The following is a 24,857-nucleotide window of genomic DNA, read 5'->3' on the forward strand; positions in this document are numbered from 1 at the left end:
CCTCGGTCTTAGGTATTCTTCGTAAAGTTCTAACCAATTTTTAACCAGCCGGTTATACTCATTCTGGGTTTATGGGTTAACAGTACTTCATGTACCAGTTCACTGCTTTTAAAGAACACACTTTTACCATTAACCGGAGTGATCAGCTGTATATGATCGATATGATGAATACACAATTCCCCGCCATCATTTGTTGTCCAGTTCTCGTTCAGGTACATGATCATAGAATATTGCCTTACCTCATTGTTTCGGAACTGGTCCAGGTGCTTCTTATAAAAAGTGCCTTTTTCGTATAAAGCATAGTGAAATTCATATCCGGTAATCCCGGTATAACAAGTCCTGTTCAAGTGGATAACAAAAGCATCTATAAGATCTAAAAAATCATTCTCATAGGGATCATTATGGATCCGGTCTAGCCAGTGTATTTTATCGCTCCTCAAAGTTTCATTATAAGCCACAGCAGCCTCATTTCCAGTTCCCGCTAACAACAGCAGGTCATCACGCTGCAAGTGAAGCAGGTTATTCAGCAGTTGTATGGCTAGTACAGGATTAATGAAATTTTCAGCTATTCCTACCTGATTTCTGATAAAGCTGTCTATAAGTTGATCGAATATTTTTTCCAATGGAATAATTAAGCTGGAAAGGTAGGCTAATCTCCCGGATAAACTGATGATCAGGATAAAACAATTATTTTTACTAATTTTGTTAGTAATGAAAAGATCTGGAACTGCTGATTTGCCTTTACACTATGGTTATGTGCCCAAATGGCTGGCAGAGCGAATGTCGCGCCTTGGCCTAGCCATTACAGAAGCCATAATTGCTGAATATGGTACTGATGAAGTATTGCGGCGCCTGAGTGATCCCTTCTGGTTTCAGAGTCTTGGTGCCGTGATGGGGATGGACTGGCATTCTTCTGGCATCACTACTTCTGTAATGGGTGCATTAAAAGCAGCAATCAATCCACACTACAAAGCGCTGGGCATTTATGTTTGTGGAGGTAAAGGACAGAAATCCAGAAACACACCTGATGAACTTTTGAGGTTTGCTGACCGTACCGGGCTAAACGGCCTTGAACTGGTTCGTTGCAGCAGGTTAAGTGCTAAGGTAGATAATACCGCATTACAGGATGGTTTTCAATTATATACACATAGTTTTGTACTGAATACGACAGGCTTGTGGACGGTAATACAACAAGGAATGCAAACCGGAAGCTCAACTGCGCGAAGGTATCACTGGCATTCAGAGGGCTTAAGCTCTTTTGTGGAGGATCCGCATACTGGTATCTGCGGCAAAAACCAGGGACAGATTTTAAACCTGGTGGCCAAAGCCGCAAAGCCTTCAAGAGCAGCGATGATGTCTATGACCACAGAAAGCCCGGAACGCATGATTGCCGAAGCCAGAAGATTGATCATGCCTGGCCACCACGAGGTAAGGGTCAAAGATGTGGATTTAAAACGCTTGGGGGCAATGCTATGGCTAACCCAGGAAAAGCAACCGGCAGATTTTGAAGGCTTACTGCTGCTGGAAGGCATGGGCCCCCGAACTTTACAATCGATGGCCCTGGTTAGTGAAGTGATATATGGTACCCCCTCCAGGTTTAGTGATCCGGCACGTTTTTCTTTTGCCCATGGTGGCAAAGATGGCCATCCTTTTCCGGTACCAGTTAAAGTTTATGATGAGACCATCAGTGTGTTAGGTAAAGCCCTGCATCAAGCCAAAATAGGAGAAACTGATAAATTACATGCCATAAAACAACTCAGCAATCTATCCAGAAGGGCAGAACAAAGTTTTAAAGCCAATGATAATTTCGAGGCGCTGATAGAAAAAGAAAGACGCGATTCCTGGAAACATGGGGGCAAGACAGTTTTTGGTGATGCCCGGCCACCGACTGAAGGGCAACTACGACTATTCTAGAAAAACAGCCTCATCAATTTCCTTTTAGGGATAAATACTTACCTTCGCAGCTGTTTTTATGCAATAATTCATTAGCACTAAAGGAAATATTTATGGTTTGGGAAAAGTTATTATCCTCAAAACGCTGGGGAAACGAAGATCGGTTTATGGGCAATCAAAAGGAATCGAGATCTGAATTCCAGCGCGATTACGACAGGATCATCTTTTCTTCCCCGTTCAGAAGATTGCAAAATAAAACCCAGGTATTCCCTTTGCCAGGCAGCGTATTTGTACACAACAGGCTAACCCACAGCCTGGAAGTGGCCAGTGTCGGCCGATCTCTGGGTACCATCTTTTACAATAAGGTAAAAGACACCGAACCAGCAATAGATGATTCCTGTCCGTTGCTTTGTGAAATCGGAAACATCATTGCCTCGGCTTGCCTGGCACATGATCTGGGCAACCCTGCCTTTGGCCATTCAGGAGAAGCTGCGATTTCCAGCTATTTTACCAGCGGAGAAGGAAAAATTTACAGAGAACAGGTTACCGATGCCCAATGGGAAGATCTGATCCATTTTGAAGGAAACGCAAATGCGCTACGTATTTTAACACATCCTTTTACCGGCAAAGGCACCGGAGGCTTTGCGCTTACCTACGCTACACTGGCAGCCATAGCCAAATATCCCTGCGCGTCGCTGGCCGGTCACAATAAGAAAAATATCTATACTAAAAAATACGGTTTTTTCCAATCAGAAGAAAGCGGCTTTGAAAAGATCGCTGCTGAAATGGACCTGATTAAAGTTCAGGAATCTCCATTGATCTACAAAAGACACCCCCTCGTATACCTGGTAGAAGCTGCTGATGACATTTGTTATAACATCATTGACCTGGAAGATGCCCACAGGCTTAAAATTCTTTCTTATAAAGAAGTAGAATCCTTGTTGCTGCCTTTATGCAGAGACGAAAGGATGGAGGCCCGTCTTGCTGAAATTGATGACGATGACGCAAAAATCACCTTAATGCGGGCGAAATCTATCAGCACATTAATTGGCCTGTGTTCAGCCGTATTCTTTAACGAGCAGCAAAAAATTTTAAATGGCAGCTTTAACCAGAGTTTGATGGAGGCCATTGAAGAGCCTTTTTTATCCCTGATGAAAACCATTGAAAATGTCTCTGTTAAAAAGATATACAACTATTCATCTGTAGTACAGATTGAAGTAGCCGGCTACAAAGTTATGGGCGGATTACTGGAGGAGTTTATTCCGGCTTACCTGCAAAATGAATCCAAGTATCATAAAAAACTGATAGAATTAATTCCAAGACAATTTCTAACTCAAAAAACAGATACCTATTCCAAAATACAAAGTATACTGGATTTTGTGTCAGGAATGACAGACATCTATGCGGTGGAATTGTTTAGAAAAATTAAAGGAATATCATTTCCTTCCATCAGCTAATGGTACGGCAGCGACGAAATTTGCCATATGAATAACATGTTTCGAAACGATTAAATCTAAATTTCATTTAAATTTTAGCTTTGCTGAAACAGAACTCAGATTATTGTAATGAAAGTTGAAAATTTAGAACCAAAAGCCTTATGGAATAATTTTGCTGCATTAAATGCGATACCACGTGCGTCGAAAAAAGAAGCACAGGTCATCGCATTTATGCTTTCCTTTGGCAAACAACTTGGACTGGAAACCAACAAAGACCATATCGGAAATGTGGTGATCAAAAAGCCTGCAACTGAGGGCATGGAAACCAGACAAACTGTTATCCTGCAAGCTCACCTGGATATGGTTCATCAAAAAAACAGCGATAGCCATTTCAATTTTGATACCGAAGGCATTCAGATGTACATTGAGGGGGATTGGGTAAAGGCCAGGGGCACTACTTTAGGGGCAGATAACGGAATAGGAGTAGCTACCATTATGGCAGTGCTGCAGGCTACAGACTTAGCACATCCGGCAATTGAAGCCTTGTTCACCATAGATGAAGAAACAGGTATGACAGGTGCTAAAGAGCTCGACCCTTCCAATTTATCTGGAAAGATCTTATTAAACCTGGATACCGAAGAGGATACAGAATTAACCATTGGCTGCGCAGGTGGCATAGACAGTACTACAATATACCGCTACCAGCATCGCCCCATTGCTAAAGAAAGCATCGCCTTTCAGGTTTCCATCACGGGGCTGATAGGAGGTCATTCTGGTATGGATATTCATAAAGGCAGGGCTAACGCCAATAAATTAATGAACCGTTTGCTGTACAATGGAAATAAAGTGCTGGACCTGCAGCTCAGCACGCTGGAAGGTGGAAGTTTAAGAAACGCCATTCCACGGGAATCTGTAGCTGTTGTTGCTGTTTCAGCCAATCAGAAAGCAGCTTTCCTGTCCTTTATCGCAGATTTCTCTGCAGTCATCAAAGCCGAGTACGAGTCTATAGAACCTTTGATGAAGATCACAATAGCGGAAACGGCAGTTCCCGCCGAGGTTTTGGACAAAGCAGCCTACCTTAAAATCATCAATGCTTTATATGCCCTGCCAAATGGTGTTTTCAGGATGAGCCCGGAAATTCCGGACCTGGTTGAAGCTTCCTCAAACCTGGCAAGGTTGAGCATTAAAGATGGAGAGTTTATTACCCTTTCTTTGCAACGGAGCAGTGTAGAAAGTACCAAAGAAGATGTTGCCATTGCGGTAGGCGCTGCTTTGCAGAATATGGGCTGTACAGTTACCACAAGCGGAGATTATCCAGGATGGAAACCCAATTCGGATTCAGAAATATTAAATTTAATGCGCAGCTTGTACAAGGTTAGCTTTAATGCTGAGCCAAATGTAAATGCCTGTCATGCCGGTTTGGAATGCGGTATTTTGGGTGCCCATTTATCAGACATGGATATGATTTCATTTGGCCCTAACATTCATGGAGCGCATTCTCCGGATGAACGTGTACAAATTTCTTCTGTAAATAAATTCTGGAATTACCTTTTAAAGGTGCTGGAAGAAATACCTGCCCGTAATAATTATTAATTTCATTTCTTTGTAATATCTAAAGAAGCCAGTAATCACCATTAAAATGAACGAGGACTTTTATCTTCATATTTTTAATAAGCAAAACAGCATTGAGCCCGTGCCTTCAAATCAGGAAATAGCGGAATGGCTCATTAACCTGATGAACTTATTGTATCCTGAACGTTTAACTACACCGGATTATTCTATAAATGAAATAAAACGCATGTTTTTAAAGCAGGAAAAGGAACTGATCATTCTGCTAAATTCGACCAAAGCCTGTGAGCATTGCAACAACGAAGCGATTGTCGCCGGTTTCTTTAATGAACTTCCGGAGCTGTACCGGAAAATGAATACAGATATTACGGCTATTTTAAACGGAGATCCTGCTGCGAGAAGCGAATTTGAAGTGATTAGAAGTTATCCTGGATTTCTGGCCATTGCCCTATACAGGATTGCTCATGCCTTATTAAAAGCAAACGTTCCGCTGATCCCGAGGATTATGACAGAATATGCGCACTCCCTAACCGGTATAGACATTCATCCGGGGGCAACAATTGGTGAATACTTATATATAGATCATGGAACTGGTTTGGTTATTGGCGAAACAACAGTGATTGGAGATTATGTAAAACTATACCAGGGCGTAACTTTGGGTGCCTTAAGTGTAGAAAAATACATGCGGGGTATCAAACGTCATCCAACCATAGCTGATCATGTAATCATTTATTCCGGAGCAACCATATTAGGAGGAGAAACGCATATCGGTGCAAATTCCATCATCGGAGGGAATGTATGGCTCACCAAAAGTGTTCCGCCAGGGTCAACCGTATATCATCAGTCATCTATAAAAGTTATTGAAACAAAAGATCCAAAATAAACATGGGAAATATTGTAGAATTTGTAGGGAATACCCCCCTGGTAGAGATCAGTAAATTAAATCCAAATCCCAATGTGCGGATATTTGCAAAACTGGAAGGGAACAATCCCGGCGGAAGTGTAAAAGACAGGGCTGCCTTAAACATGATCCGCAGTGCGATTGAAAGGGGCGAAATCAAAAAAGGAACCCGCTTAATTGAAGCTACAAGTGGAAATACCGGGATTGCGCTGGCCATGATTGCCAGTATTTACGACCTGGAGATTGAATTGGTCATGCCAGCAAGCTCTACCCGTGAACGTACGCTAACCATGGAAGCCTTTGGCGCCAGAGTAACTTTACTGGAATCCATTGAAATATGCCGCGATTATGCAGAAGAGCAGCGTGACAAAAACGGATATTTTTTACTGGACCAGTTTGCCAATCCTGATAATTACCTGGCCCATTATAAAACTACCGGGCCCGAGATCTGGCGTGATACCAACCAGCAGATCACCCATTTTGTAAGCTCAATGGGTACTACCGGCAGCATTATGGGGAATTCTATGTTTTTAAAAGAACAGAATCCTGCGATACAGATTGTAGGATGCCAGCCTACGGAAGAGTCTTCTATACCTGGCATCAGGCGTTGGCCGGCGGCTTATCTGCCGAAAATATACGATGCCAGCAGGGTAGATCGTGTAATGGATGTATCTCAGGAGGAAGCGACAATAAAAGCACGTGAACTGGCCAGGGTAGAAGGGATCTTTGCGGGAATGAGCAGTGGCGGGGCATTGGCTTGTGCCTTAAAGCTTGCCGCAGAACTGGAATCAGGACTGATTGTATTCATTGCCTGCGACCGGGGCGACAGATATTTGAGCAGCGACTTGTTTGGATAGCCTTAATCTGTTATTTTTGGTTATACGATGAAGCTACTACAGAGATTATTTTTACCCTTCCTTTTCGTTTGCGTTACCGCCACCGCCTTTGCCCAGACCAGTGCAGAGCTGAAAAGAAACAAGGAAGCCATACAACGGGAGATCGATTTGCTGCAAAGGAACCTGAATGCAACATCGAGCAATAAAAAGCTTACCATGGGGCAGATAAGGGCGATAAATACGAAGATCAGGCTCATGCAGAATAAGATCTCGGTGATCAATTCTGAAGTAAAGAACCTGGATAACCAGATCCATGAAAATACCAATGAGGTCCACTCGCTAAAAAGCCAGCTGGGACAATTAAAAAATGAGTATGCAGGAATGGTAAGGTTTGCGCAACGCAACAGAAATGCCTACGACAAGATGATGTTCATCTTTGCTTCAGATAATTTTAACCAGGCCTATAAACGCATCAAATATTTCCAGCAATTTGGGCAATACCGTAAAAAACAAGCCGATTACATACAGGGTACCCAGAAAAAGATAGAGTATAAAATTGTAGTCCTGGACAAGAACCTGAAAGAGAAAAGTAATTTGCTTACAGAACAGCAGCAGGAAAAAGTAAAACTGGGCAGGAATAAAACAGAACAGGCCCAGATGCTGAATCAGATCAGCAGGCAGGAAAAGCAGTTCAGACAAGACATTGCGGCGCGTAAGCGTAAACAAGCTGAAATCGACAGGGCCATCAGATCAGCCATTCAACGCGAAATAGAACTGGCCAGAAAACAAGCGGAAGAAGAAGAGCGCCTTGCTGCTCAAAAAGCCATAGCAGAAGGCCGGCCGGTTCCTGTTGCAAAAGAAAAAACCAGCAGTAATTATCTGACAGCTTCTCCGGCATTGGCTAAATTGTCCGCCGGATTTGAAAATAACCGTGGTCGTTTACCATGGCCTGTTGGACAGTATTCTATTGTAGAAAGATTTGGTAACCATACCGAAGGACAGGCAAACTATACAAATGATGGCATCAACATCTTAACCGAGCAGGGTGCCGCAGTAAAAGCAGTTTTTGAAGGCGAAGTTTTGTTTGTGAGGGAATTGTACGGCACCTACATCGTTGCGCTACGCCATGGAGACTATTTTACCATTTACCAGAATTTAAAAACAGTTAACGTAGCCAAGGGCAATAAAGTAGAAACCAGACAAACTCTGGGGGTGGTTGCGGCTAAAGAAGACGGGCCTATACTACATTTTGAAATCATGAGAGGACAGACCAAATTAAATCCTGAAGCCTGGATTGGCAAGTAATTTTATAAAATAGCAGCCCTTGATCTTCTTTTTAGATGAGTTTGCAGTGCTTCCGCAGTTAATTTACAGTTAACCTAGTGTAAGTCCACCTTTTTTCTGTAAAAACGTGGACTCACTGTGGACTGACTGTGGACTCACTGTGGGCTCAGTACGAACGCATCCGAAGCGATGCTAAAAACATTAACGAAATCAAATGATGTTTCTGTTAACACTATTAACTGTAATATAATGAATTTTGTTTGCATTTCATCGCTTTAGCACCCCTTGCCCTGAACAAAACACTTATCTTTACTGAAAAAAGTAAATGCTTGAAATTGTATACCAGGACGAACATTTAATTGCCATCAATAAACCACACGGATTACTGGTGCACCGGTCATCAATAGCCAGCGATGCGAAGGAGTTTGCATTGCAGTTGCTGAGAGACCAGGTAAACCGTCATGTCAGTCCGGTACACAGACTGGACAGGAAAACCGGCGGGCTGTTGCTGTTCGCTTTTGAAAAGGAGGTAGAGGTGGCCATGCAGCAGCAGTTTATGAATGGCGAAGTGCAAAAAAAGTATCTGGCCATACTCCGTGGCTATACACCCGACCAGCTGGATATCGATTATCCGCTTGCCAAAGAAAATGGAACTGTACAGGAAGCTTTTACTGCTTTTGTTACGTTAAAGCGCGCAGAGCTGGATATTGCTTTTGGAAAGCATCCCACATCGAGATACTCACTTGTAGAAGCCAGCCCTACGACTGGTCGCATGCACCAGTTGCGCAAGCACTTCGCCCATATATTTTATCCGATTATTGGTGATCGGAAACACGGCTGTAATAAGCAGAATAAATTTTTCAAAGAAACCTGGGAGATGACCACTATGTTACTCCATGCGTCAGAATTGAGGTTTACACACCCTGTTAGCGGGAAGCCTTTACACCTCAAGGCATCGGTGCAAGCTGAATTTTTAAGGGTGATGGAACTGATGAAATGGTAAAAGCTTTATCAAAAAATGACTTATCCACAGTAATCTGATAAACAGAAATTCTATTCTTTTGCTGCTGAACGAGTTATAAAAAAGCTTAGATTTTCCCTCCGAATGTTGGTAAATTTTATCATCTTCGCATCCCCAAACAACGGGTCAATCTGTTGTTTTTTATGATTAAGAAACCTTAAATTATTAAAGAAAAATATGCAAGTCACTTGTACACAAGTATGGAATAACTGTCTCCAGATTATAAAGGATAATATCCCGGCCCAGAGCTTCAAAACCTGGTTCGAACCGATATCTGCCCTGAAGCTGGAAGACAAGGTTTTAACTGTGCAGGTACCCAGCTTGTTTTTCTATGAGTGGCTGGAAGAACATTATGTAGGCTTGTTGCGTAAAACGGTAAAACAGCAGTTAGGGGATGAAGGCAGGCTGGAATATAATATTGTAGTTGACAAATCCAGCAATGGCGCTTTGCCATATACTACCAATATGCCCTCTAATGGCAACGGATCTGGTAATAAGAAGCAGTCTATGCCTGTTCCGGTAAACATCAACAGGGATATTAAAAATCCTTTTGTGATTCCGGGTCTGAAGAAAATGAATGTAGACCCGCAGTTGAACCCAGGTTATACCTTTGAGGCTTATGTAGAGGGTGATTGTAATCGCCTGGCACGATCCGCAGGACATGCTGTAGCGGCGAAACCAGGTGCCACTTCATTTAATCCCCTGATGATCTATGGTTCTTCCGGTTTGGGAAAAACCCATCTGGCGCAGGCAATTGGTAATGAGATCAGGAGAAACCTGCCGGATAAACTGGTCATCTACGTGTCCTGCGAGAAATTTTGCCAGCAGTTTGTAGAGTCGTTAAAGAACAATACCATTAACGATTTCGTAAACTTTTACCAGGCTATGGACGTGATCATTATGGATGATGTACACAACTTTGCAGGCAAGGAAAAAACACAGGATATCTTTTTCCATATTTTTAACCATTTGCACCAGTCGGGCAAACAGATCATCATTACATCTGATAAAGCACCTAAAGACTTATCTGGGTTGGAAGAGAGGTTGTTAAGCAGGTTCAAATGGGGGCTTTCTGCAGATTTGCAGGTGCCTGAACTGGAAACCAGAATTGCCATCCTGAGAAAGAAAATGTATGCTGATGGTATCGATTTACCGGATGAGGTTGTAGAGTATGTAGCGCACAATATTGATAACAACGTTAGGGAACTGGAAGGCGCGATGGTTTCTTTGCTGGCCCAGTCTACGATGAACAAGAAGGAAATAGATTTGCAACTGGCTAAATCTATGCTGAAGAACTTCATTAAAAACACAACCAAGGAGGTTTCTATCGATTATATACAGAAGCTGGTTTGCGATTATTTTGAGGTTCCTGTTCATTTGCTTAAGGCGCCAACACGGAAACGTGAGGTGGTACAGGCCCGTCAGATTTCGATGTACCTGGCCAAGGGCATGACCAAAAGCTCGTTAAAAACCATTGGTGCTTTTTTCGGGGGGCGGGACCATTCTACTGTGATTTATGCTTGCCAAACTGTTGAGGATCTCATCCAGACGGACAAGAAATTCAGGGCCTATGTGAATGACATCGAGAAAAAATTAAAGATGAGCTAAGGCGCCTTGCAAACGTAAATATCAGCATTTCAAGGTGATTCAAACATTTTGATTTGCTTTGCTAAATTTCTTTTAAAAAATTTTTGGACGATTAAAAGAGAATATTACCTTTGCAGCGCAAAAAGAGCAATAATGGCCCGCTCGTCTACCGGTTAGGACGCCAGATTTTCATTCTGGAAATAGGGGTTCGATTCCCCTGCGGGCTACAGAAAAACACACGAAATGCTGCAAGTTTAATATTTGCAGCATTTCGTTTTTAGGGCATTAATTTTTTAACAAAGAAATTGGCAACTGCCTGATTAACCTTCATTACGTTTTCGTATTTCATCCAGTGGTGGGTATCATCAACTATTACCAGTGATGTTACATCGACACCCTTTTCAATTAATCTTTTATTGAGGTCGGTACTCTGACTGAACTGCACGTTACGGTCATCATCACCATGGATCAGCATCACCGGGGATGTCCAGGTGTTTAGATAAGCGACTGGGGAGGATTGCCAGGCTATTTTTGCGGCCTTTTCGGCATCCGGTGCTTTTTCATACCGGTCTGGCAGGAGGATGTTGTTTACACGCCCGACTGTTCTGTCACCTATTCCATGTATGCTAACGCCTGCGGCGAAAAGCTTCGAATCGCGGGCCAGGGCCATATTGGTAAGGTAGCCACCATATGATCCCCCATATACCCCGATCCTTTCCGGGTCAATGTCTTTTTGACCGGAGAGCCAGATGGCTGCACTTTTGATGTCCTGATATTCTGAAGCGCCTTTTGTTCCACAATCTTTGGCATGCTGAAAGTCGTAGCCATATCCAATGCCCATCCGGTAGTTAACAGATAAGACGGTAAAGCCCAAACTGGCTAAATATTGGTTCAAGGCATAGGCATTTGTATAATAATCAGAATAGTTCCATCCCAATAGCATTTGTCGTGATGGCCCGCCATGTATATAGATAATTGCCGGCTTTTTAGGCGTATTGCCATAAGCTTTAAACAGCTGCGCATGAATTGCCAAACCATCGGCTGCTTTAAAAACCACTTGCTCCGGTGCCTTAAGTTTATCAACAGGAAACTGTCCAGGCAGATTTTCCCGGCCAAGTATCTTTAATTCTTTAGCAAAGTTGGATATTTTCTTATTTTCAATAAATGCCGGAAGGGGAGGTTGTTGCCCAATGGCTGTGATAAAGGCAATATATTTAGCATCGGCAGTTAATATGGGGGTCCACTCCATATTTGTACCCTCACTGAGTACTTCCATTGCAGCTTTATCCACCGGTACACGCGCAAGATGTCTGCGGTCTATATCTTTGAAATCCTTTCCTGTATTTGCACTGAAATACAGCCACTTTTTGTCCGGGCTCAAAATGATATGCTCGACCATGAATTTTCCTGGAGTAAGTAACAGCGCTGGGCCGCCTGCAGCTGGTATGCTGTACAGATGAGGCCAGCCATCCTGTTCAGATAAAAATACAATGCGGTTAGCCACCCAATGTAAATTGGTGCCGCCATGTGTATTTGGAGGAGAGCCGGAAAGGGTTTTGGGGGCCTCCCATATGGGAAAGGCTTTTCCGTTTTTAGGATCAGCATTCCAGATTGACCATTGCTGATGTTGGTCAGATAAAATAGCATCTGGAGCTCCACCTGCACCTGGAGTACGGATAAATGCCAGGCCTGAACCGTCCGGAGACCAGCGGGGTGATCTGTCGCGATAAAAAGATGGTGATATCCATTTTACAGGGCTTTTTCCATTGGTATACACACCTATAAAAGAATGGTCTTGCCGGGCAGATACAAAGGCAATCGACGTCGCATCAGGAGACCATTTTAGTTCTGTCGTTGTTCCGTTTGCGGTAAAGAGCTGCCGTGCCGGTGAGGTACCATCGATAGCGGCTATCCAGGCCTGTCCTTTTTTTACAAACAGCACAAGGTCACTTTTAGGGGAAATAGAAGGGCTTTCGCCTTCGGCTATTTGAATGTGTTTTTTGCCATCAAAAGAGATGGCGTGAATCTGTACTTTCGGCGGTATAGGGTCAGAATTTACATTTACCGGATTTTCTTCGTTCCAGTTGGCGCCATGGTCGCCCCCTCTTACAAATACCAGCCAGTTTCCGTCGGCCGAAATGGACAGACTGCTGATCTCCTGGCCATCGTCTTCGAGGTAAGCTGTAAGTTTTCTTGGTTTAAAATCGGGCGCTTCGGCTACGTAAACGTTTCGTTTGCCCTGCTCGTCAAATATCCATGCAATTTTATTGCTGTTTGCAGAGCTGGTAAGGCTATTGGGGAACGGGTAACACTTTACATCGTCCAATTTGAACGTTTGTGCAGTGGCAATGGTCATATTATAAAACCAAAGCGTTAAAAACAAGGCTAAAAAATGAGGTTTTGTCATGGTTTAGGTTTAACGGGTTAAAATGCTTCAAATTCCCGCATTTTTAAATGGTAAATTGAATTAACGCATTAAAATTAACGTTATTAATAAATAAAATGCTTTTTTTAAATTAATTATAGCTTTTTTCTCAATAAAATATTATCTTGTATTATATTACAAAACGCTATTTACCGGCATAAACCGGCATAAACCGGCAAGTTAGGTGAATGAATTAACGCATGTTTAACTTAAATCTATAGTTAAGAAACAGAAATCAAAACCAGCCTACCCCAAAAAGAAGTCCGGCCTAACCGGCAAACCAACTAACTAAACTAATCAACTTAACCAAACAAAAAATGATTACGAAGAACAGATTGGAAACCGTGTATACACTAATCTAAAGGGTATACCCAATTATGCCTGCTTTGCAGGTACGTTGCAGATTGCAATAAAATAATTCTTTAATCATTACAAACGTATTCTATGTCATTATGAGAAAATCTTTACTAATGCTGTGCAGTGTTTTGATCAGCTTATCAATGTATGCACAGGCACAAACCAGGGTAACCGGTGTGGTTACCGCTGCCAAGGACGGGATGCCTCTTCCCGGTATTAATGTGCTCATTAAGGGAACAGCCAGGGGCGCATCTACGACAGCTACAGGAGCTTATGCGCTGGACGATGTACCGACAGGAGCCACTCTTATTTTTTCTTCTATTGGTTTCCAGAAAACCGAGATTCCTGTCAATGGGCGTTCGGTGATTAACATCGCGCTTCAATCGACAGATGAATCGCTGGATGAGGTAATGGTCGTGGCTTATGGAACTTCTACAAAAGGAACCTATACTGGTGCAGCTTCGGTAGTTGGGGGTGAGAAGATTAAAAATACGCCGGTTACTTCTTTTGAAGGTGCTTTAAATGGCCGGGTTGCAGGTGTGCAGGTTACGGCTTCATCTGGGCAGGCTGGTGCTGTCACGAATATCAGGATCCGTGGTATCGGCTCAATGAATGCCAGTAATGAGCCATTATATGTTATTGATGGAGTACCGGCAATATCGGGAACAAGCGGTCAGCTTGGTGATTATACTTATACCTCCAATAATGTGATGAGTTCACTTAACCCTGCTGATATTGAATCTATAACGATATTGAAGGATGCTGCAGCCTCTTCTTTATATGGTTCCAGGGCGGCAAATGGAGTGATTCTGGTGACTACTAAAAAAGGAAAACTTGGTAAGCCGGTTGTAAATTTGAAGTCTTCTATTGGATTAACTCCGAGTTGGGCAACAGATAACTACGAACCGGCAGGCATTCAGGAACAAACCAACATGTTATACCGCATTTTTCATGATCTGAATACTTCGGCGCTTAAAACTGATGCGGTGGCTAATGCAGATGCCCTCGCGAAGTTAAAGTCGAGGTTTAACCGGCACGGTTACGACTTTTCTACTGTTGGAACAGGACTTAATGAAAATGTAATCATTAAAGGCATGACCGACGGTAATGTAAACAGGGAAGGTAAATATTTTGACTGGGAAGATGCCTTGTTCAGAACAGCTGTTTTTCAGACCAATGATCTTTCTGTAAGCGGGGGGAACGACAATTCAACTTATTATTCTTCACTTTCTTATACGAAAGACCAGAGCAGGGTTAAAATTAATGAGTTTGATCGTATTGCCGGTCGGGTTAACCTGAGCCAGAAAGTAGGTAAATACGTAGAGTTTATTTCCAATGTAAATATAGCAAGAACGGGCCAAGTTGGTTTTAATGATACCAGAAATACCGGATCAAACTATTATTTTCAAACCCGCAACCTACTGTGGCCTTTTTACTGGCCAACGGATTACAAAACCGGTCAACCTTTTACTGCAAGGTTCGGTAGTTTAGCACAGAATGCCATTTACTATGATAATGAGTGGGAAAATAGTTCTATAACCCGACGGATTATTGCCAATGAGACTTTAAATATTAAGTTTTTGCCGGAATTGAACTTAAAATCGATATTCTCTTACGACAATGCCCAGGTAAAAGACCATATTTACTATAGTGCCTTACATTTTAACGGTTCGGCTACAAAAGGCGCTGTAAATGACATGACAACCAATACTAACAAATTAGTCTCCTCTACTACGCTCAACTATGCTAAACAGTTTGGTTTACACAATATAGGTTTGCTTGCTGGTTTCGAGGTGGAAAAAAACGAAACTGATTTTGAGCGCGCGACCGGAACAGATTTACCATCAAGTGCATTGCATACTGTTTCTACAGCTGGGGTGCTGAGTTCAAATGCATATACTTTTGGAAATAATCTGATGTCAGTTTTATCACGTGCTGAGTACAATTACAATCAAAAGTATTATGCATCAGCATCCTATCGTCGTGACGGGTCTTCCAGGCTTGGACCTGATACCCGTTGGGGAAATTTCTGGTCAGTTGCCGGAGCCTGGAGGGTTAGTGAGGAGGAATTTATGAAGGATGCGGATTATATCAGTAATCTGCGTTTGAGAGCATCTTATGGTACAAATGGTACGCTGCCTAATGCTAACTTTGGCTGGAGGGCACTTACTGGCTATACTTTAAAATATATGACACAGGCAGGTGGTGGCATCAGCACCATTGTAGACCCAGCGTTAACTTGGGAAACAAGTTATACTTCAAATATTGCTTTAGAATTTGGATTGTTTAACAATAGAATTACTGGTACTGTGGAGTATTTTAACCGGGATTCCAAAGATCTTTTACAGGATGTAAACATTTCTATGACCACAGGTTTTTTTAGCACCCTTAAAAACATTGGTGAATTTAATAACCGGGGTTTGGAGCTGGAGTTAGGTGGAGACATCATCAGTAAAGATGGATTCAGGTGGAGTGCCAGCGTAAATGCTTCGTTTGTCAAATCGAAAGTTACAAAATTGTATAAAATTGATGGTAAGGCCCAGGATAGGATATGGTTCGACCCGACGGGTGGTGATACCAGATCGCAATTCATATACAGGGAAGGAGAGTCTACTTTAAGTTTCTATGGATATGAATGGGGAGGAGTTGACCCGAAAAACGGTAAGAATGTATGGTATAAGAACGGTGCTGTTGTGGATGCCTTGGATTTTGATTATAACGGGAGAAAAGCAACTTACAGCTACAGCAAGGCAGGTCAGGTTATCCTGGGCGATGCCAATCCTGATGTATATGGAGGTATCAATACTGACCTGGAGTATAAAGGCATTACCCTGGCTTTGAACTTCAACTATAAAATAGGTGGTAAATTATACGATGGTGCTTTTAAGGATGTGGCCGATGATGGTTATTATTGGGAACGGATCAGAGCACAGGAATATTATGAGAATATGTGGACACCAGACAATAAAGAGGGGAACTTGCCAAAACTGGATGGTAATGACCTTACAGACCCGATGCAATACAGTAGCCGTCAAATGCACGATGCCAGTTTTCTGAGGTTAAAAAATGTGACTTTGGGTTATAACCTGCCTAAGCCGCTGCTCAGTAAAATTGGTGTGAGCAATACCAGGGTGTACTTTAATGGCAGCAATTTACTGACCTTCTCTAAATATAAAATTGCAGACCCGGAAGTGAATCAGTATGGTACCAGGGGATGGGAAACCCCATTTGGTAAAACCTATACTTTTGGTATTGAATTTAGTTTCTAATTTTAAAGATTGATAAGATGAAAAAAGTAAATATATTATTAACAGTACTGATCTTGGCAGGTTTGTCTTCCTGTAAAGATTTTCTGGATGTAAAACCTACCAATTCAGGAGATTCCAAGACATCGATTCAAACTCCTGCAGATGCTCAAGTCATGATTAATGGATTAATGCGCAGCATGACCAGCTCTGATTATTATGGAAGAAATTTGTTTTTATATGGCGATGCAAAAGGTGGTGATATGACTATCGCATCAAGGGGAAGAGGTAATGATGGATTGTATGTTTTTGACCACCAGGCCAGTTCGGGTAGTTTTTCTGGGTTTTGGTCCCAAATCTATTACTGCATATTATTAAGTAACAATTTATTAGAGAGTATTGAAAAAATAGTGGTAACGAATCCCTCAACAGACTTCAATACTTATAAAGGACAGGCATTAACCGCCAGGGCATTGATGTATTTCGATTTGGTACGTTTATATGGCAAAAGCTATGATGACGACAAGAGTTCCTATGGTGTGCCAAACATTACAACACCAATTGATGCATCTGCACAACCTTTGCGCGCAAGTGTTGAACAGAATTATATCCAGATTCTGGCCGATTTAAAAGCTGCAGCCACATTGTTGTCTAAAACTAAAGCACCCGGCTATATCAATTATTATGCAAACCAGGCTATACAAGCAAGGGTATACCTGTATATGAAAGATTATCCGAATGCGTTGAAAGCAGCAGAAGAGGTGATGATAGGTTATCCCGCATCTGCATTATACACTAACGCTGCCTGGGTGGATTCCTGGAAAACGCAGTTCGGTTCAGAATCTGTCTTTGAGCTTGGTGTATTTCCGAGTGAAGGTGACCTAACAACTGCTTCATTGGGCTTTTATACCAGGCGTAAAGGGCATACGCAAAGTACAGTTTTGGGATGGTTTATTGCCAGTGATTATTACCTGGCCAGAATGAACCAGGATCCGACTGATGTAAGGTTTGGTATACTGAGCTTTGATGAAATTTCAAATACCCGTTTAGGTGCGTTGTATAAATATAGTGGAAGTACTGCATTAGCAGGGGATGGTAAAGCAACGGCAACAGCCGTGAACATCAAAGTGATCCGGTTGTCGGAAATATACCTGATTGCAGCAGAAGCAGCTTTTCCAACAGATAAGATTAAAGCCGCAGGTTACCTTCAACAGATTCGCAAGCGGTCTCCGGGGCTTCCTCCTGCTACAGCGGTTAATATCACAGTAGATATGATTTTGGACGAAAGGAGCAAGGAATTGTACGGTGAGGGGCATCGATTTTTTGACATGATTCGCTTAAACAAATCCATTACGTTTAATGATGAACTCGGCAATATTTCCGCTCCTTTGCGAACTAAAACAATCGACAGGACTTTTTTCAGGACCAGATTGCCAATATCCCAGACAGAACTAAATGCAAACCCAGGTTTGAAGGCCCAGCAAAACCAGGGCTATTAATTTCTTAATAAATTACTTTTATGCCCAAATGCGATTATCTATATCGCGTTTGGGCATTTTATAGCAGAAACCTTTTTATGATATCAAATAAACTAAGCACTTATTTCTATTCTATTTTTCTATCTTTTTTTATCAGCAACGTCTCTGCCCAGCAACCGGCCTTACCACCAGACCTTGACGATTATGTAGCCGAAGTACTCCAGGCTTTTCAGGTGCCCGGTATAGGATTGGGTATTGTAAAGGATGGAAAAATAGTACTGGCTAAAGGTTATGGTGTCAGAAAACTGGGTGATCCGGCCCCGGTTGATGAAAATACTTTGTTCAGCATCGCTTCAAATAGTAAAGCATTTACTGCAACTGCAATCGCTATGCTGGTTGAGGAAGGCAAACTAAAATGGGAGGATAAGGTGATTGAACATTTGCCCTGGTTTAGAATGGCAGACGATTATGTAACTACACATTTAACTTTACGCGACCTGTTTGTGCACCACAGTGGCCTGAATGCTTATGCAAATGATGTCTTGCTGTTTCCGCCCTCTAAGTTTAGCCGCAGGGAATTGCTGGAAAAGCTTAAGGATGTTAAGCTTAAATATGATTTCCGTACCGTATACGCTTATGACAACATCTTGTATCTTGCTGCCGGAGAGGTGATAGCCGCTAAAACCGGGATGAGCTGGGAGGATTTTGTAAAAACACGGATCTTCAATAAGATTGGGATGAGCAGAAGTATAAGCAAATATTCGGGCCTTAAAGGACAAGCTAATATTGCCTATGCACATGCCATCAGAGATGGCAAACTGCAAATGCTGGATTCTTTTTTTGACATGAACATCGGCGATGCCAGTAATCCTGCCGGTGGGGTGGTATCTACCGCAAAAGACATGTCTAAGTGGCTGATCACCCAGCTTGATTCGGGTCGTATGCCTGATCAGGGTCGTCTTTTTAAACCTGCTGCTACACAGGAACTCTGGAAAATTATCCGGCCGATGCCGGTAGGACAGGAGCCGGAATGGCTGAAACCTGCGCAAAGACATTTTTCTGGTTATGCGCTTGGCTTTCGTACGTATGATTACCGGCAATACCAGGTGATTGGCCATGGCGGCCTGTTAACTGGATTTGTATCTCAGATTGCCATGGTTCCAGACCTGAAACTGGGCGTAGTGGTACTGACCAATCAGCTTTCTACAGGTGCTTATAATGCCATTATTAACCATATTCTGGATTACAACATGAAAGCTGCGCCTTTTGACTGGCTGGCTGGTTTTAAAAAGGATTGGGACAGGTCTCTGGTAAGAAGGGACTCTGTATTGCAAACCAGGAAAAAAATACTACCCGATGCCAGCTTGCAGCTTAGCCTGCCGCTGGAGAAATACTCGGGTGTTTATAAGGATGGTTTAATGGGGAATATTGTAATCTCAAAAGCTGATCAAGGCTTAAGCATGCGATTTGTTAAATCGCCACTTTACGAAGCTGACCTGGTTCATTTTCATGGAGATATGTTTAAAGTGAATTATAAAAACAGCCATATGGGGGAAGGTCCTTTTCTTTCTTTTTCCTTAAACCCGGATCTTAGCATTCGTGAAGGAAGGTTTATCAGTTCTTTTTCTAATGCAGATGCTGAGCTGGAAGACATCATATTAACGCCAGACAAAAAATCAATTATGGACACTGCGGAGCTGGGTAAACGCATCAGATTGGAAACAGGTAAGTATAAAAATGCAGATTTTGCTGTTGCATTTAAGGATATGGGTACAGGAGAAACCTTTCTGGTGAATGCTAAGACCGACTTTCACGCGGCAAGTACGATGAAAACCCCGGTAATGGCTGAGGTATTTAAACAGGCGGCTAAAGGCAAATTTGCCATCAGTGATTCGATAAAAGTTTATAACCGGTTTAAGAGCATTGCAGATGGCAGCTTATACAAGCTAAAGCCAGAAAATGACAGTGAGCAGGAACTTTATGCTATGGTGGGAAAAAAGATCACGATTGAAAACATGCTGCTGCGTATGATCACCAAAAGCAGTAACCTGGCTACTAATATCCTGATCGATAAGGTAGGCGCAAAAAATACCAATAAAACCATGCGCAGCATTGGTGCCAATGACATACAGGTATTAAGGGGTGTGGAGGATGGAAAAGCATTTGAAAAGGGAATGAACAATACCGTAACTGCTTATGACCTGATGTTGTTGTTTGAAAAGATGGCTAAAGGGGAGATGGTAAATAAAAAAGCCAGTGAGGCTATGGTGGGTATACTGATGCAGCAAACCTTTAGGGGTATCATTCCGGCCAGGTTACCGAAAGAGGTAAGCGTAGCCAATAAAACGGGTTCCATTACCAAGGTGCTCAATGATTCGGGCATAGTATATCTCCCGGATGGAAGAAAATATGTATTGGTTTTACTGTCCCGTGGTATGGAAGAGGAAGCAGCGAAAAAGACCTTATCTACGATATCGGAATACATTTATAATTATGAAACCAGTAAATAAGATTAAATAGTTTGTTTTTATTTTCATCGTCTGCGGGTGTAACATTTTCTGCTGATCTGACTCGAAATAACGATATTAACGCTTAAAATTCTAAATTTGGGAATGCCAATCTGAAAACAAGGGATGGAGTATACCATGATACAGCCGCCTGATTACCTCAGAAATTATGTGAGGTATTATTGGGTATTAGAGAGTAATGCTTCAACAACGCTGTTGCCCAAAACCTTTGGAACAATTGCAGATGGAAGTCCTGGTATAATTTTCCAGCAATCAGATCAGGGTAAGTTCTTCCAGGAGCAAAAAGAACTGCCTGCGGTGTTTTTGTATGGACAGACGACAAAATACTCACAAATTGCTGGTCCCGGTAGTTTCAGAACTATTGGTGTTTATTTTCATCCCCATGCCTTAAAGTCTGTATTTGGTTTTAATGCAGTGGAACTGACAGATTCTTGCGTAGATATTGATCTGGTATCAACCAGGAGGTTTTCTCGTTTATCTGAAATGTTGCTGAATGCAGTTGGTCTGGATGCACAGCTGGAAATATTGAACGCTTTTCTATTTGCAAAGGCAAAACAAAATAACCGCCCTGAAGACCGGATAAGTGCTTATGCTGTATCCAGGATAGCAAAGGCAAAAGGAGTTTTTGATTTAAAGTTGTTGCAGAATGATTTACACCTGACAGAGCGGAGTATTGAACGCAGGTTTAAATCGGATGTAGGGATCTCTCCCAAATTATTGTCCAGGATCTTCCAATTCCAGGCGGCAATGAAAGGCTTAAGGGAAAACAACTATCATAAACTCTCTGATATCGCTTATGAAAATACCTATGCTGATCAATCGCATTTTATACGCGCTTTCAAAGAATTTGCAGGATTCACACCCAGCCAATACCTGAAACAGTCTGAAGAACTGGTAGAGAACTTTCCTGAGATGAAAAGATAAATTTGTCGGTTTTGTTCTATTTTGAGCCTGACGATTGACGTAATCTTGCTTAAATAAAAAGATAAGATTATGATTGCAATAACAGGAGCAAGCGGACATTTAGGCAAGGCTACAATCCAATGCCTGCTACAGAAGATGGATGGTGAAAACATCATTGCCATAGTAAGGGACCCATCAAAGCTAAAAGAATTTCTTAAAGATGGAATTGATATCCGGACAGCCGACTACGAGGATCCGGGATCGCTAAATGAGGCTTTGAAAGGGGTAGGTACCTTGCTGCAGATTTCTACAACAAGCATGGGAGAACGTGGAATGCAGCAGGAACTTAACGTAGTGGATGCTGCTAAAAAACAGGGTGTACGGCACCTGATATATACCAGCGGGCTAAAGCCCAGGGAGGAGGCACATTTCTTTGCTGTTCAACAATGTTTAAAAACTGAAAATGCCATTTTAAGTTCCGGAATCAGTTATACTATCTTAAGAAATAGTTTGTACCTGGAAACCATACCGTTGTTTATTGGCAAGGCACTGGAAGATGGAAATATTTATCTTTCTGCCGGACAAGGAAAGGTAAGTTTTGTGGGGCGTAAGGATATTGCGGAAGCCTTGAGTATTGTGCTTACTGAAACAGTGCATAGAAACAAAATTTATGAAATTACGGGAGCTGAGGCTTTTAATTTTGAAGAGCTGGCCAGGCTGCTAAGTGAACAAACAGGTAGGCAGATCGGGTATGTGGATATTCCCGATGAAGCGTTAAAAGATGAACTTTTAAAAATAGGTATGCCTGATGAAGAAACAGAATGGTTTTTAAGTCTGACTCGAAGTATAAGACACCATGAATTTGCAGATATTGAACCTGCACTCGAATCGCTGATCCGGCGTAAACCAGTGTCTGTCGCAGATTATCTGAAAGTCTTTAATGATGCCATTTAAGAGCTATGCAAATAAGGTTGAAAGACATTTCAGCTGCGCAATTTCTCTTTTATAAAAAGAAGCGGATTATAAAATCGAAGATTTAATTGCTGTTTATTCATGGTAAGCCAGCTGGCGCATCCATAATCATCGAAGCTTTTCCTGATTTCCAAATGGAGGTGGTGATAATCGCCACCATATTTTTTTGATTCTGCTGGCGTGAACAAACGGGCTATTTTGGTATGCTGGTCTACCTGCTGTCCATTGCTGACATACACTTCTTTCAGGTGTTTATAGGAAGTAAATATGACATTGCCGTCTTTTAATTTGTGTTTGACAACGACAGTTCTTTGATTTTCGCCCAGGTGTACAGAGCATACAATCCCATTTGCCATAGGATAGACAGGTATTAGTTTAGCTTTGGGCTTTGCGGGATTGATGTCAATTGCGGTATGTATGTGTCCTTTTAAGTAACTGTCGCGATGGTCACCGAAAATGCTGATTATTCTTATTTGCCGGATATCCCGTCGGTTAAGTACGTCGAAAGGCAGCATCCAGCTGTCTGCAATGGAAAACGGCGCTGCATCTGTATAGTAAGGTTTCCACCTTTCTCTGTCCCGTTCAATCGTAATGGGTTCAACCGGCATTAACCATAAAAATAGAAAAGCAAAGAGGATACATTTCATGTGATACTGTACAATGGATAATTTTCACCAATCTAAGCAATTTTTTAAGGATATAAAAAGACAATTGTTTGGTGATGTTGTTGGTTAAGAACAGGTTTTTACTCCGCTGTAAAAATCATATTTATGTAATAAAATTGATTTGGCAGCCGGATATGTTAAAATCAGACAGTAAAAAGCAAGAATTAACAAAAAAGTATGTAATATATTTTAAGATTAGGTGTAAAATTTAATTTTGTGTTGTACTTTTGCGGAAAATTTCAAATAAATGACCCAAAAAAATAGTAATCCGGACAAAAATGTTGACGTTGTGTTAATTGGAGCAGGTATTATGAGCGCTACTTTAGGTATGTTGCTTAAAGAACTCCAGCCGGATATCACTATAGAAATTTTTGAACGCCTTGATGTGGCTGCAGCTGAAAGTTCGGACGCATGGAATAATGCCGGAACCGGACATTCTGCTTTTTGTGAGTTGAATTACACTCCTCAGCAGGGAGATGGATCAGTCGATACCAAAAAAGCCATCGCTATTGCAGAGTCTTTTGAAGTATCTAAACAGTTCTGGTCTTACCTGGTAAAAAGTAAACTGGTAGACGCTCCGGAAACCTTTATCAAAAGTATTCCACATATAAGTTTTGTGTGGGGTACAGAAAATGTAGATTTTCTGAAAAAAAGATATGCTAAATTACAGGAAAGCGATCTCTTTAAAGAAATGGTATATACTGAAGATGCCAGGCAGCTGGCCGGTTGGATGCCATTGGTAATGAAAGACCGCAATCCTGCCGATAGAGTTGCAGCAACCAGGATGGACATGGGCACAGATGTAAATTTTGGTGCATTAACCCGTATGATGTTTAATAATTTACAATCCAGGGACGGTATAAAACTTCATTTTCATCACGATGTGAAAAAGCTTAAACAAAAAAATGGGCTATGGGAGGTAAAGGTTAAAGATGAGAATACAGGACAAAAAAGAGTTGTTAAAGCTAAATTTGTATTTATTGGAGCGGGTGGAGGTTCTTTACCATTGCTGGAAAAAGCAGCCATTCCTGAAGGAAAAGGATTTGGTGGTTTCCCGGTAAGCGGACAATGGCTGAAGTGTGTAAATCCGGAGATTATAGAACAGCATAGTGCTAAGGTTTACGGAAAGGCATCAGTAGGTGCACCTCCAATGTCAGTTCCACATTTAGATACCAGAATGATTGATGGTAAAAAGGCGTTGTTATTTGGTCCCTACGCAGGTTTTTCGACCCGGTTCTTAAAACACGGATCTTTGCTGGATTTACCGATGTCTATTAAAATCAATAACATCCGCCCGATGATCTCTGCCGGTCTGGATAATATACCGTTGACCAGATACCTCATCGACCAGGTTCGCCAGTCGCCGGAAGACAGAATGGCTGCACTCAGGGAGTACCTGCCAACAGCGAAAATGGAAGATTGGGAACTGGAAACTGCCGGACAGCGTGTACAGGTTATTAAAAAGGACGAAGAGCACGGTGGAATTCTGGAATTTGGTACAGAAGTAGTTACTGCTGCTGACGGATCAATTGCAGCACTCTTAGGTGCATCACCTGGTGCATCTACAGCGGTCTCTATCATGATCACCCTGATGGAACGTTGTTTTGCCGATCAGATCAATACACCGGAATGGGCGCAAAAATTAAAACAGATGGTACCTTCTTATGGCGAAGCGCTTAATGGCAATCCGCAATTAACAGATAATATCAGAACACAGACCAGTCATGCCCTCGGTTTATAAATATGAATTTCAACCT

General features: G+C 42.0%; 17 protein-coding genes and 1 tRNA gene. 15 read left to right on the forward strand and 3 right to left on the reverse strand.

Features of this window, described 5'->3' with window-relative positions:
• Nucleotides 1-29: 29 nt before the first annotated feature.
• On the reverse strand, nt 30-623 hold the full coding sequence (locus R2Q85_RS10480) for a 2OG-Fe(II) oxygenase (protein WP_316811726.1): 594 nt from the start codon (nt 621-623) through the stop codon (nt 30-32).
• Between the two features lie 88 nt (nt 624-711).
• Between R2Q85_RS10480 and R2Q85_RS10485 the strand changes: the two genes are divergently transcribed.
• From R2Q85_RS10485 to R2Q85_RS10525, 9 genes are all read left to right on the forward strand, one after another.
• Nucleotides 712-1,914, forward strand: coding sequence for a DUF763 domain-containing protein (locus R2Q85_RS10485; RefSeq protein WP_316811727.1), 1,203 nt, complete (start codon nt 712-714; stop codon nt 1,912-1,914).
• Between the two features lie 92 nt (nt 1,915-2,006).
• Nucleotides 2,007-3,350 (forward strand): deoxyguanosinetriphosphate triphosphohydrolase, encoded by a 1,344-nt coding sequence (locus R2Q85_RS10490; RefSeq protein ID WP_316811728.1) that lies wholly within the window; start codon nt 2,007-2,009, stop codon nt 3,348-3,350.
• Between the two features lie 108 nt (nt 3,351-3,458).
• Nucleotides 3,459-4,922 (forward strand): aminoacyl-histidine dipeptidase, encoded by a 1,464-nt coding sequence (locus tag R2Q85_RS10495; protein ID WP_316811729.1) that lies wholly within the window; start codon nt 3,459-3,461, stop codon nt 4,920-4,922.
• A gap of 46 nt (nt 4,923-4,968) precedes the next feature.
• Nucleotides 4,969-5,781: a serine O-acetyltransferase EpsC gene (epsC, locus tag R2Q85_RS10500; RefSeq protein WP_316811730.1), complete on the forward strand. Its 813-nt coding sequence runs from the start codon at nt 4,969-4,971 to the stop codon at nt 5,779-5,781.
• 2 nt (nt 5,782-5,783) lie between these two features.
• Nucleotides 5,784-6,656: a cysteine synthase CysM gene (gene cysM, locus R2Q85_RS10505; protein ID WP_316811731.1), complete on the forward strand. Its 873-nt coding sequence runs from the start codon at nt 5,784-5,786 to the stop codon at nt 6,654-6,656.
• Nucleotides 6,657-6,683: 27 nt separating this feature from the next.
• A complete protein-coding gene (locus tag R2Q85_RS10510; RefSeq protein ID WP_316811732.1) occupies nt 6,684-7,940 on the forward strand; it encodes a murein hydrolase activator EnvC family protein in 1,257 nt (418 codons plus the stop codon).
• Between the two features lie 304 nt (nt 7,941-8,244).
• Nucleotides 8,245-8,922: a pseudouridine synthase gene (locus tag R2Q85_RS10515; protein WP_316811733.1), complete on the forward strand. Its 678-nt coding sequence runs from the start codon at nt 8,245-8,247 to the stop codon at nt 8,920-8,922.
• A 195-nt stretch (nt 8,923-9,117) separates the two neighbouring features.
• On the forward strand, nt 9,118-10,548 hold the full coding sequence (gene dnaA / locus R2Q85_RS10520; protein WP_316811734.1) for a chromosomal replication initiator protein DnaA: 1,431 nt from the start codon (nt 9,118-9,120) through the stop codon (nt 10,546-10,548).
• A 134-nt stretch (nt 10,549-10,682) separates the two neighbouring features.
• A tRNA-Glu gene (locus R2Q85_RS10525) sits at nt 10,683-10,754 on the forward strand.
• A gap of 50 nt (nt 10,755-10,804) precedes the next feature.
• On the opposite strand, the gene R2Q85_RS10530 is transcribed toward R2Q85_RS10525, so the two are convergent.
• Complete coding sequence (locus tag R2Q85_RS10530) at nt 10,805-12,934, reverse strand: S9 family peptidase (protein WP_316811735.1); 2,130 nt, start codon at nt 12,932-12,934, stop codon at nt 10,805-10,807.
• 470 nt (nt 12,935-13,404) lie between these two features.
• On the opposite strand from R2Q85_RS10530, the gene R2Q85_RS10535 reads away from it, so the two are divergent.
• The 5 genes from R2Q85_RS10535 to R2Q85_RS10555 all read left to right on the forward strand — a co-directional run bounded on the left by R2Q85_RS10535 (nt 13,405) and on the right by R2Q85_RS10555 (nt 22,417).
• Nucleotides 13,405-16,578 (forward strand): TonB-dependent receptor, encoded by a 3,174-nt coding sequence (locus tag R2Q85_RS10535; RefSeq protein ID WP_316811736.1) that lies wholly within the window; start codon nt 13,405-13,407, stop codon nt 16,576-16,578.
• Nucleotides 16,579-16,595: 17 nt separating this feature from the next.
• The gene (locus R2Q85_RS10540; protein ID WP_316811737.1) at nt 16,596-18,053 is read left to right on the forward strand and encodes a RagB/SusD family nutrient uptake outer membrane protein; all 1,458 of its coding nucleotides are present in this window, start codon (nt 16,596-16,598) and stop codon (nt 18,051-18,053) included.
• A 77-nt stretch (nt 18,054-18,130) separates the two neighbouring features.
• On the forward strand, nt 18,131-20,542 hold the full coding sequence (locus tag R2Q85_RS10545) for a serine hydrolase (protein WP_316811738.1): 2,412 nt from the start codon (nt 18,131-18,133) through the stop codon (nt 20,540-20,542).
• A 123-nt stretch (nt 20,543-20,665) separates the two neighbouring features.
• Entirely contained in the window at nt 20,666-21,484 is an 819-nt protein-coding gene (locus tag R2Q85_RS10550) for a helix-turn-helix domain-containing protein (protein ID WP_316811739.1), read from the forward strand.
• Between the two features lie 69 nt (nt 21,485-21,553).
• Complete coding sequence (locus R2Q85_RS10555; RefSeq protein WP_316811740.1) at nt 21,554-22,417, forward strand: SDR family oxidoreductase; 864 nt, start codon at nt 21,554-21,556, stop codon at nt 22,415-22,417.
• Between the two features lie 29 nt (nt 22,418-22,446).
• On the opposite strand, the gene R2Q85_RS10560 is transcribed toward R2Q85_RS10555, so the two are convergent.
• Entirely contained in the window at nt 22,447-23,082 is a 636-nt protein-coding gene (locus R2Q85_RS10560) for a M23 family metallopeptidase (protein ID WP_316811741.1), read from the reverse strand.
• Nucleotides 23,083-23,347: 265 nt separating this feature from the next.
• Here R2Q85_RS10560 and R2Q85_RS10565 point away from each other — a divergent pair, with 265 nt between their 5' ends.
• Complete coding sequence (locus tag R2Q85_RS10565; RefSeq protein WP_316811742.1) at nt 23,348-24,841, forward strand: malate:quinone oxidoreductase; 1,494 nt, start codon at nt 23,348-23,350, stop codon at nt 24,839-24,841.
• The last annotated feature ends 16 nt before the right edge of the window (nt 24,842-24,857 follow it).

The sequence above is a fragment of the Pedobacter heparinus genome (assembly GCF_032678725.1).
Lineage (GTDB): Bacteria > Bacteroidota > Bacteroidia > Sphingobacteriales > Sphingobacteriaceae > Pedobacter > Pedobacter heparinus_A.

What these genes read in the sequence shown, in the direction of transcription:
- R2Q85_RS10485 (WP_316811727.1), top strand. Translation starts at nt 712, where the DNA reads ATGAAAAGATCTGGAACTGCTGATTTGCCTTTACACTATGGTTATGTG.
- R2Q85_RS10490 (WP_316811728.1), top strand. Translation starts at nt 2,007, where the DNA reads ATGGTTTGGGAAAAGTTATTATCCTCAAAACGCTGGGGAAACGAAGAT.
- R2Q85_RS10495 (WP_316811729.1), top strand. Translation starts at nt 3,459, where the DNA reads ATGAAAGTTGAAAATTTAGAACCAAAAGCCTTATGGAATAATTTTGCT.
- epsC (WP_316811730.1), top strand. Translation starts at nt 4,969, where the DNA reads ATGAACGAGGACTTTTATCTTCATATTTTTAATAAGCAAAACAGCATT.
- cysM (WP_316811731.1), top strand. Translation starts at nt 5,784, where the DNA reads ATGGGAAATATTGTAGAATTTGTAGGGAATACCCCCCTGGTAGAGATC.
- R2Q85_RS10510 (WP_316811732.1), top strand. Translation starts at nt 6,684, where the DNA reads ATGAAGCTACTACAGAGATTATTTTTACCCTTCCTTTTCGTTTGCGTT.
- R2Q85_RS10515 (WP_316811733.1), top strand. Translation starts at nt 8,245, where the DNA reads ATGCTTGAAATTGTATACCAGGACGAACATTTAATTGCCATCAATAAA.
- dnaA (WP_316811734.1), top strand. Translation starts at nt 9,118, where the DNA reads ATGCAAGTCACTTGTACACAAGTATGGAATAACTGTCTCCAGATTATA.
- R2Q85_RS10530 (WP_316811735.1), bottom strand. Translation starts at nt 12,934, where the DNA reads ATGACAAAACCTCATTTTTTAGCCTTGTTTTTAACGCTTTGGTTTTAT.
- R2Q85_RS10535 (WP_316811736.1), top strand. Translation starts at nt 13,405, where the DNA reads ATGAGAAAATCTTTACTAATGCTGTGCAGTGTTTTGATCAGCTTATCA.
- R2Q85_RS10540 (WP_316811737.1), top strand. Translation starts at nt 16,596, where the DNA reads ATGAAAAAAGTAAATATATTATTAACAGTACTGATCTTGGCAGGTTTG.
- R2Q85_RS10545 (WP_316811738.1), top strand. Translation starts at nt 18,131, where the DNA reads ATGATATCAAATAAACTAAGCACTTATTTCTATTCTATTTTTCTATCT.
- R2Q85_RS10550 (WP_316811739.1), top strand. Translation starts at nt 20,666, where the DNA reads ATGGAGTATACCATGATACAGCCGCCTGATTACCTCAGAAATTATGTG.
- R2Q85_RS10555 (WP_316811740.1), top strand. Translation starts at nt 21,554, where the DNA reads ATGATTGCAATAACAGGAGCAAGCGGACATTTAGGCAAGGCTACAATC.
- R2Q85_RS10560 (WP_316811741.1), bottom strand. Translation starts at nt 23,082, where the DNA reads ATGAAATGTATCCTCTTTGCTTTTCTATTTTTATGGTTAATGCCGGTT.
- R2Q85_RS10565 (WP_316811742.1), top strand. Translation starts at nt 23,348, where the DNA reads ATGACCCAAAAAAATAGTAATCCGGACAAAAATGTTGACGTTGTGTTA.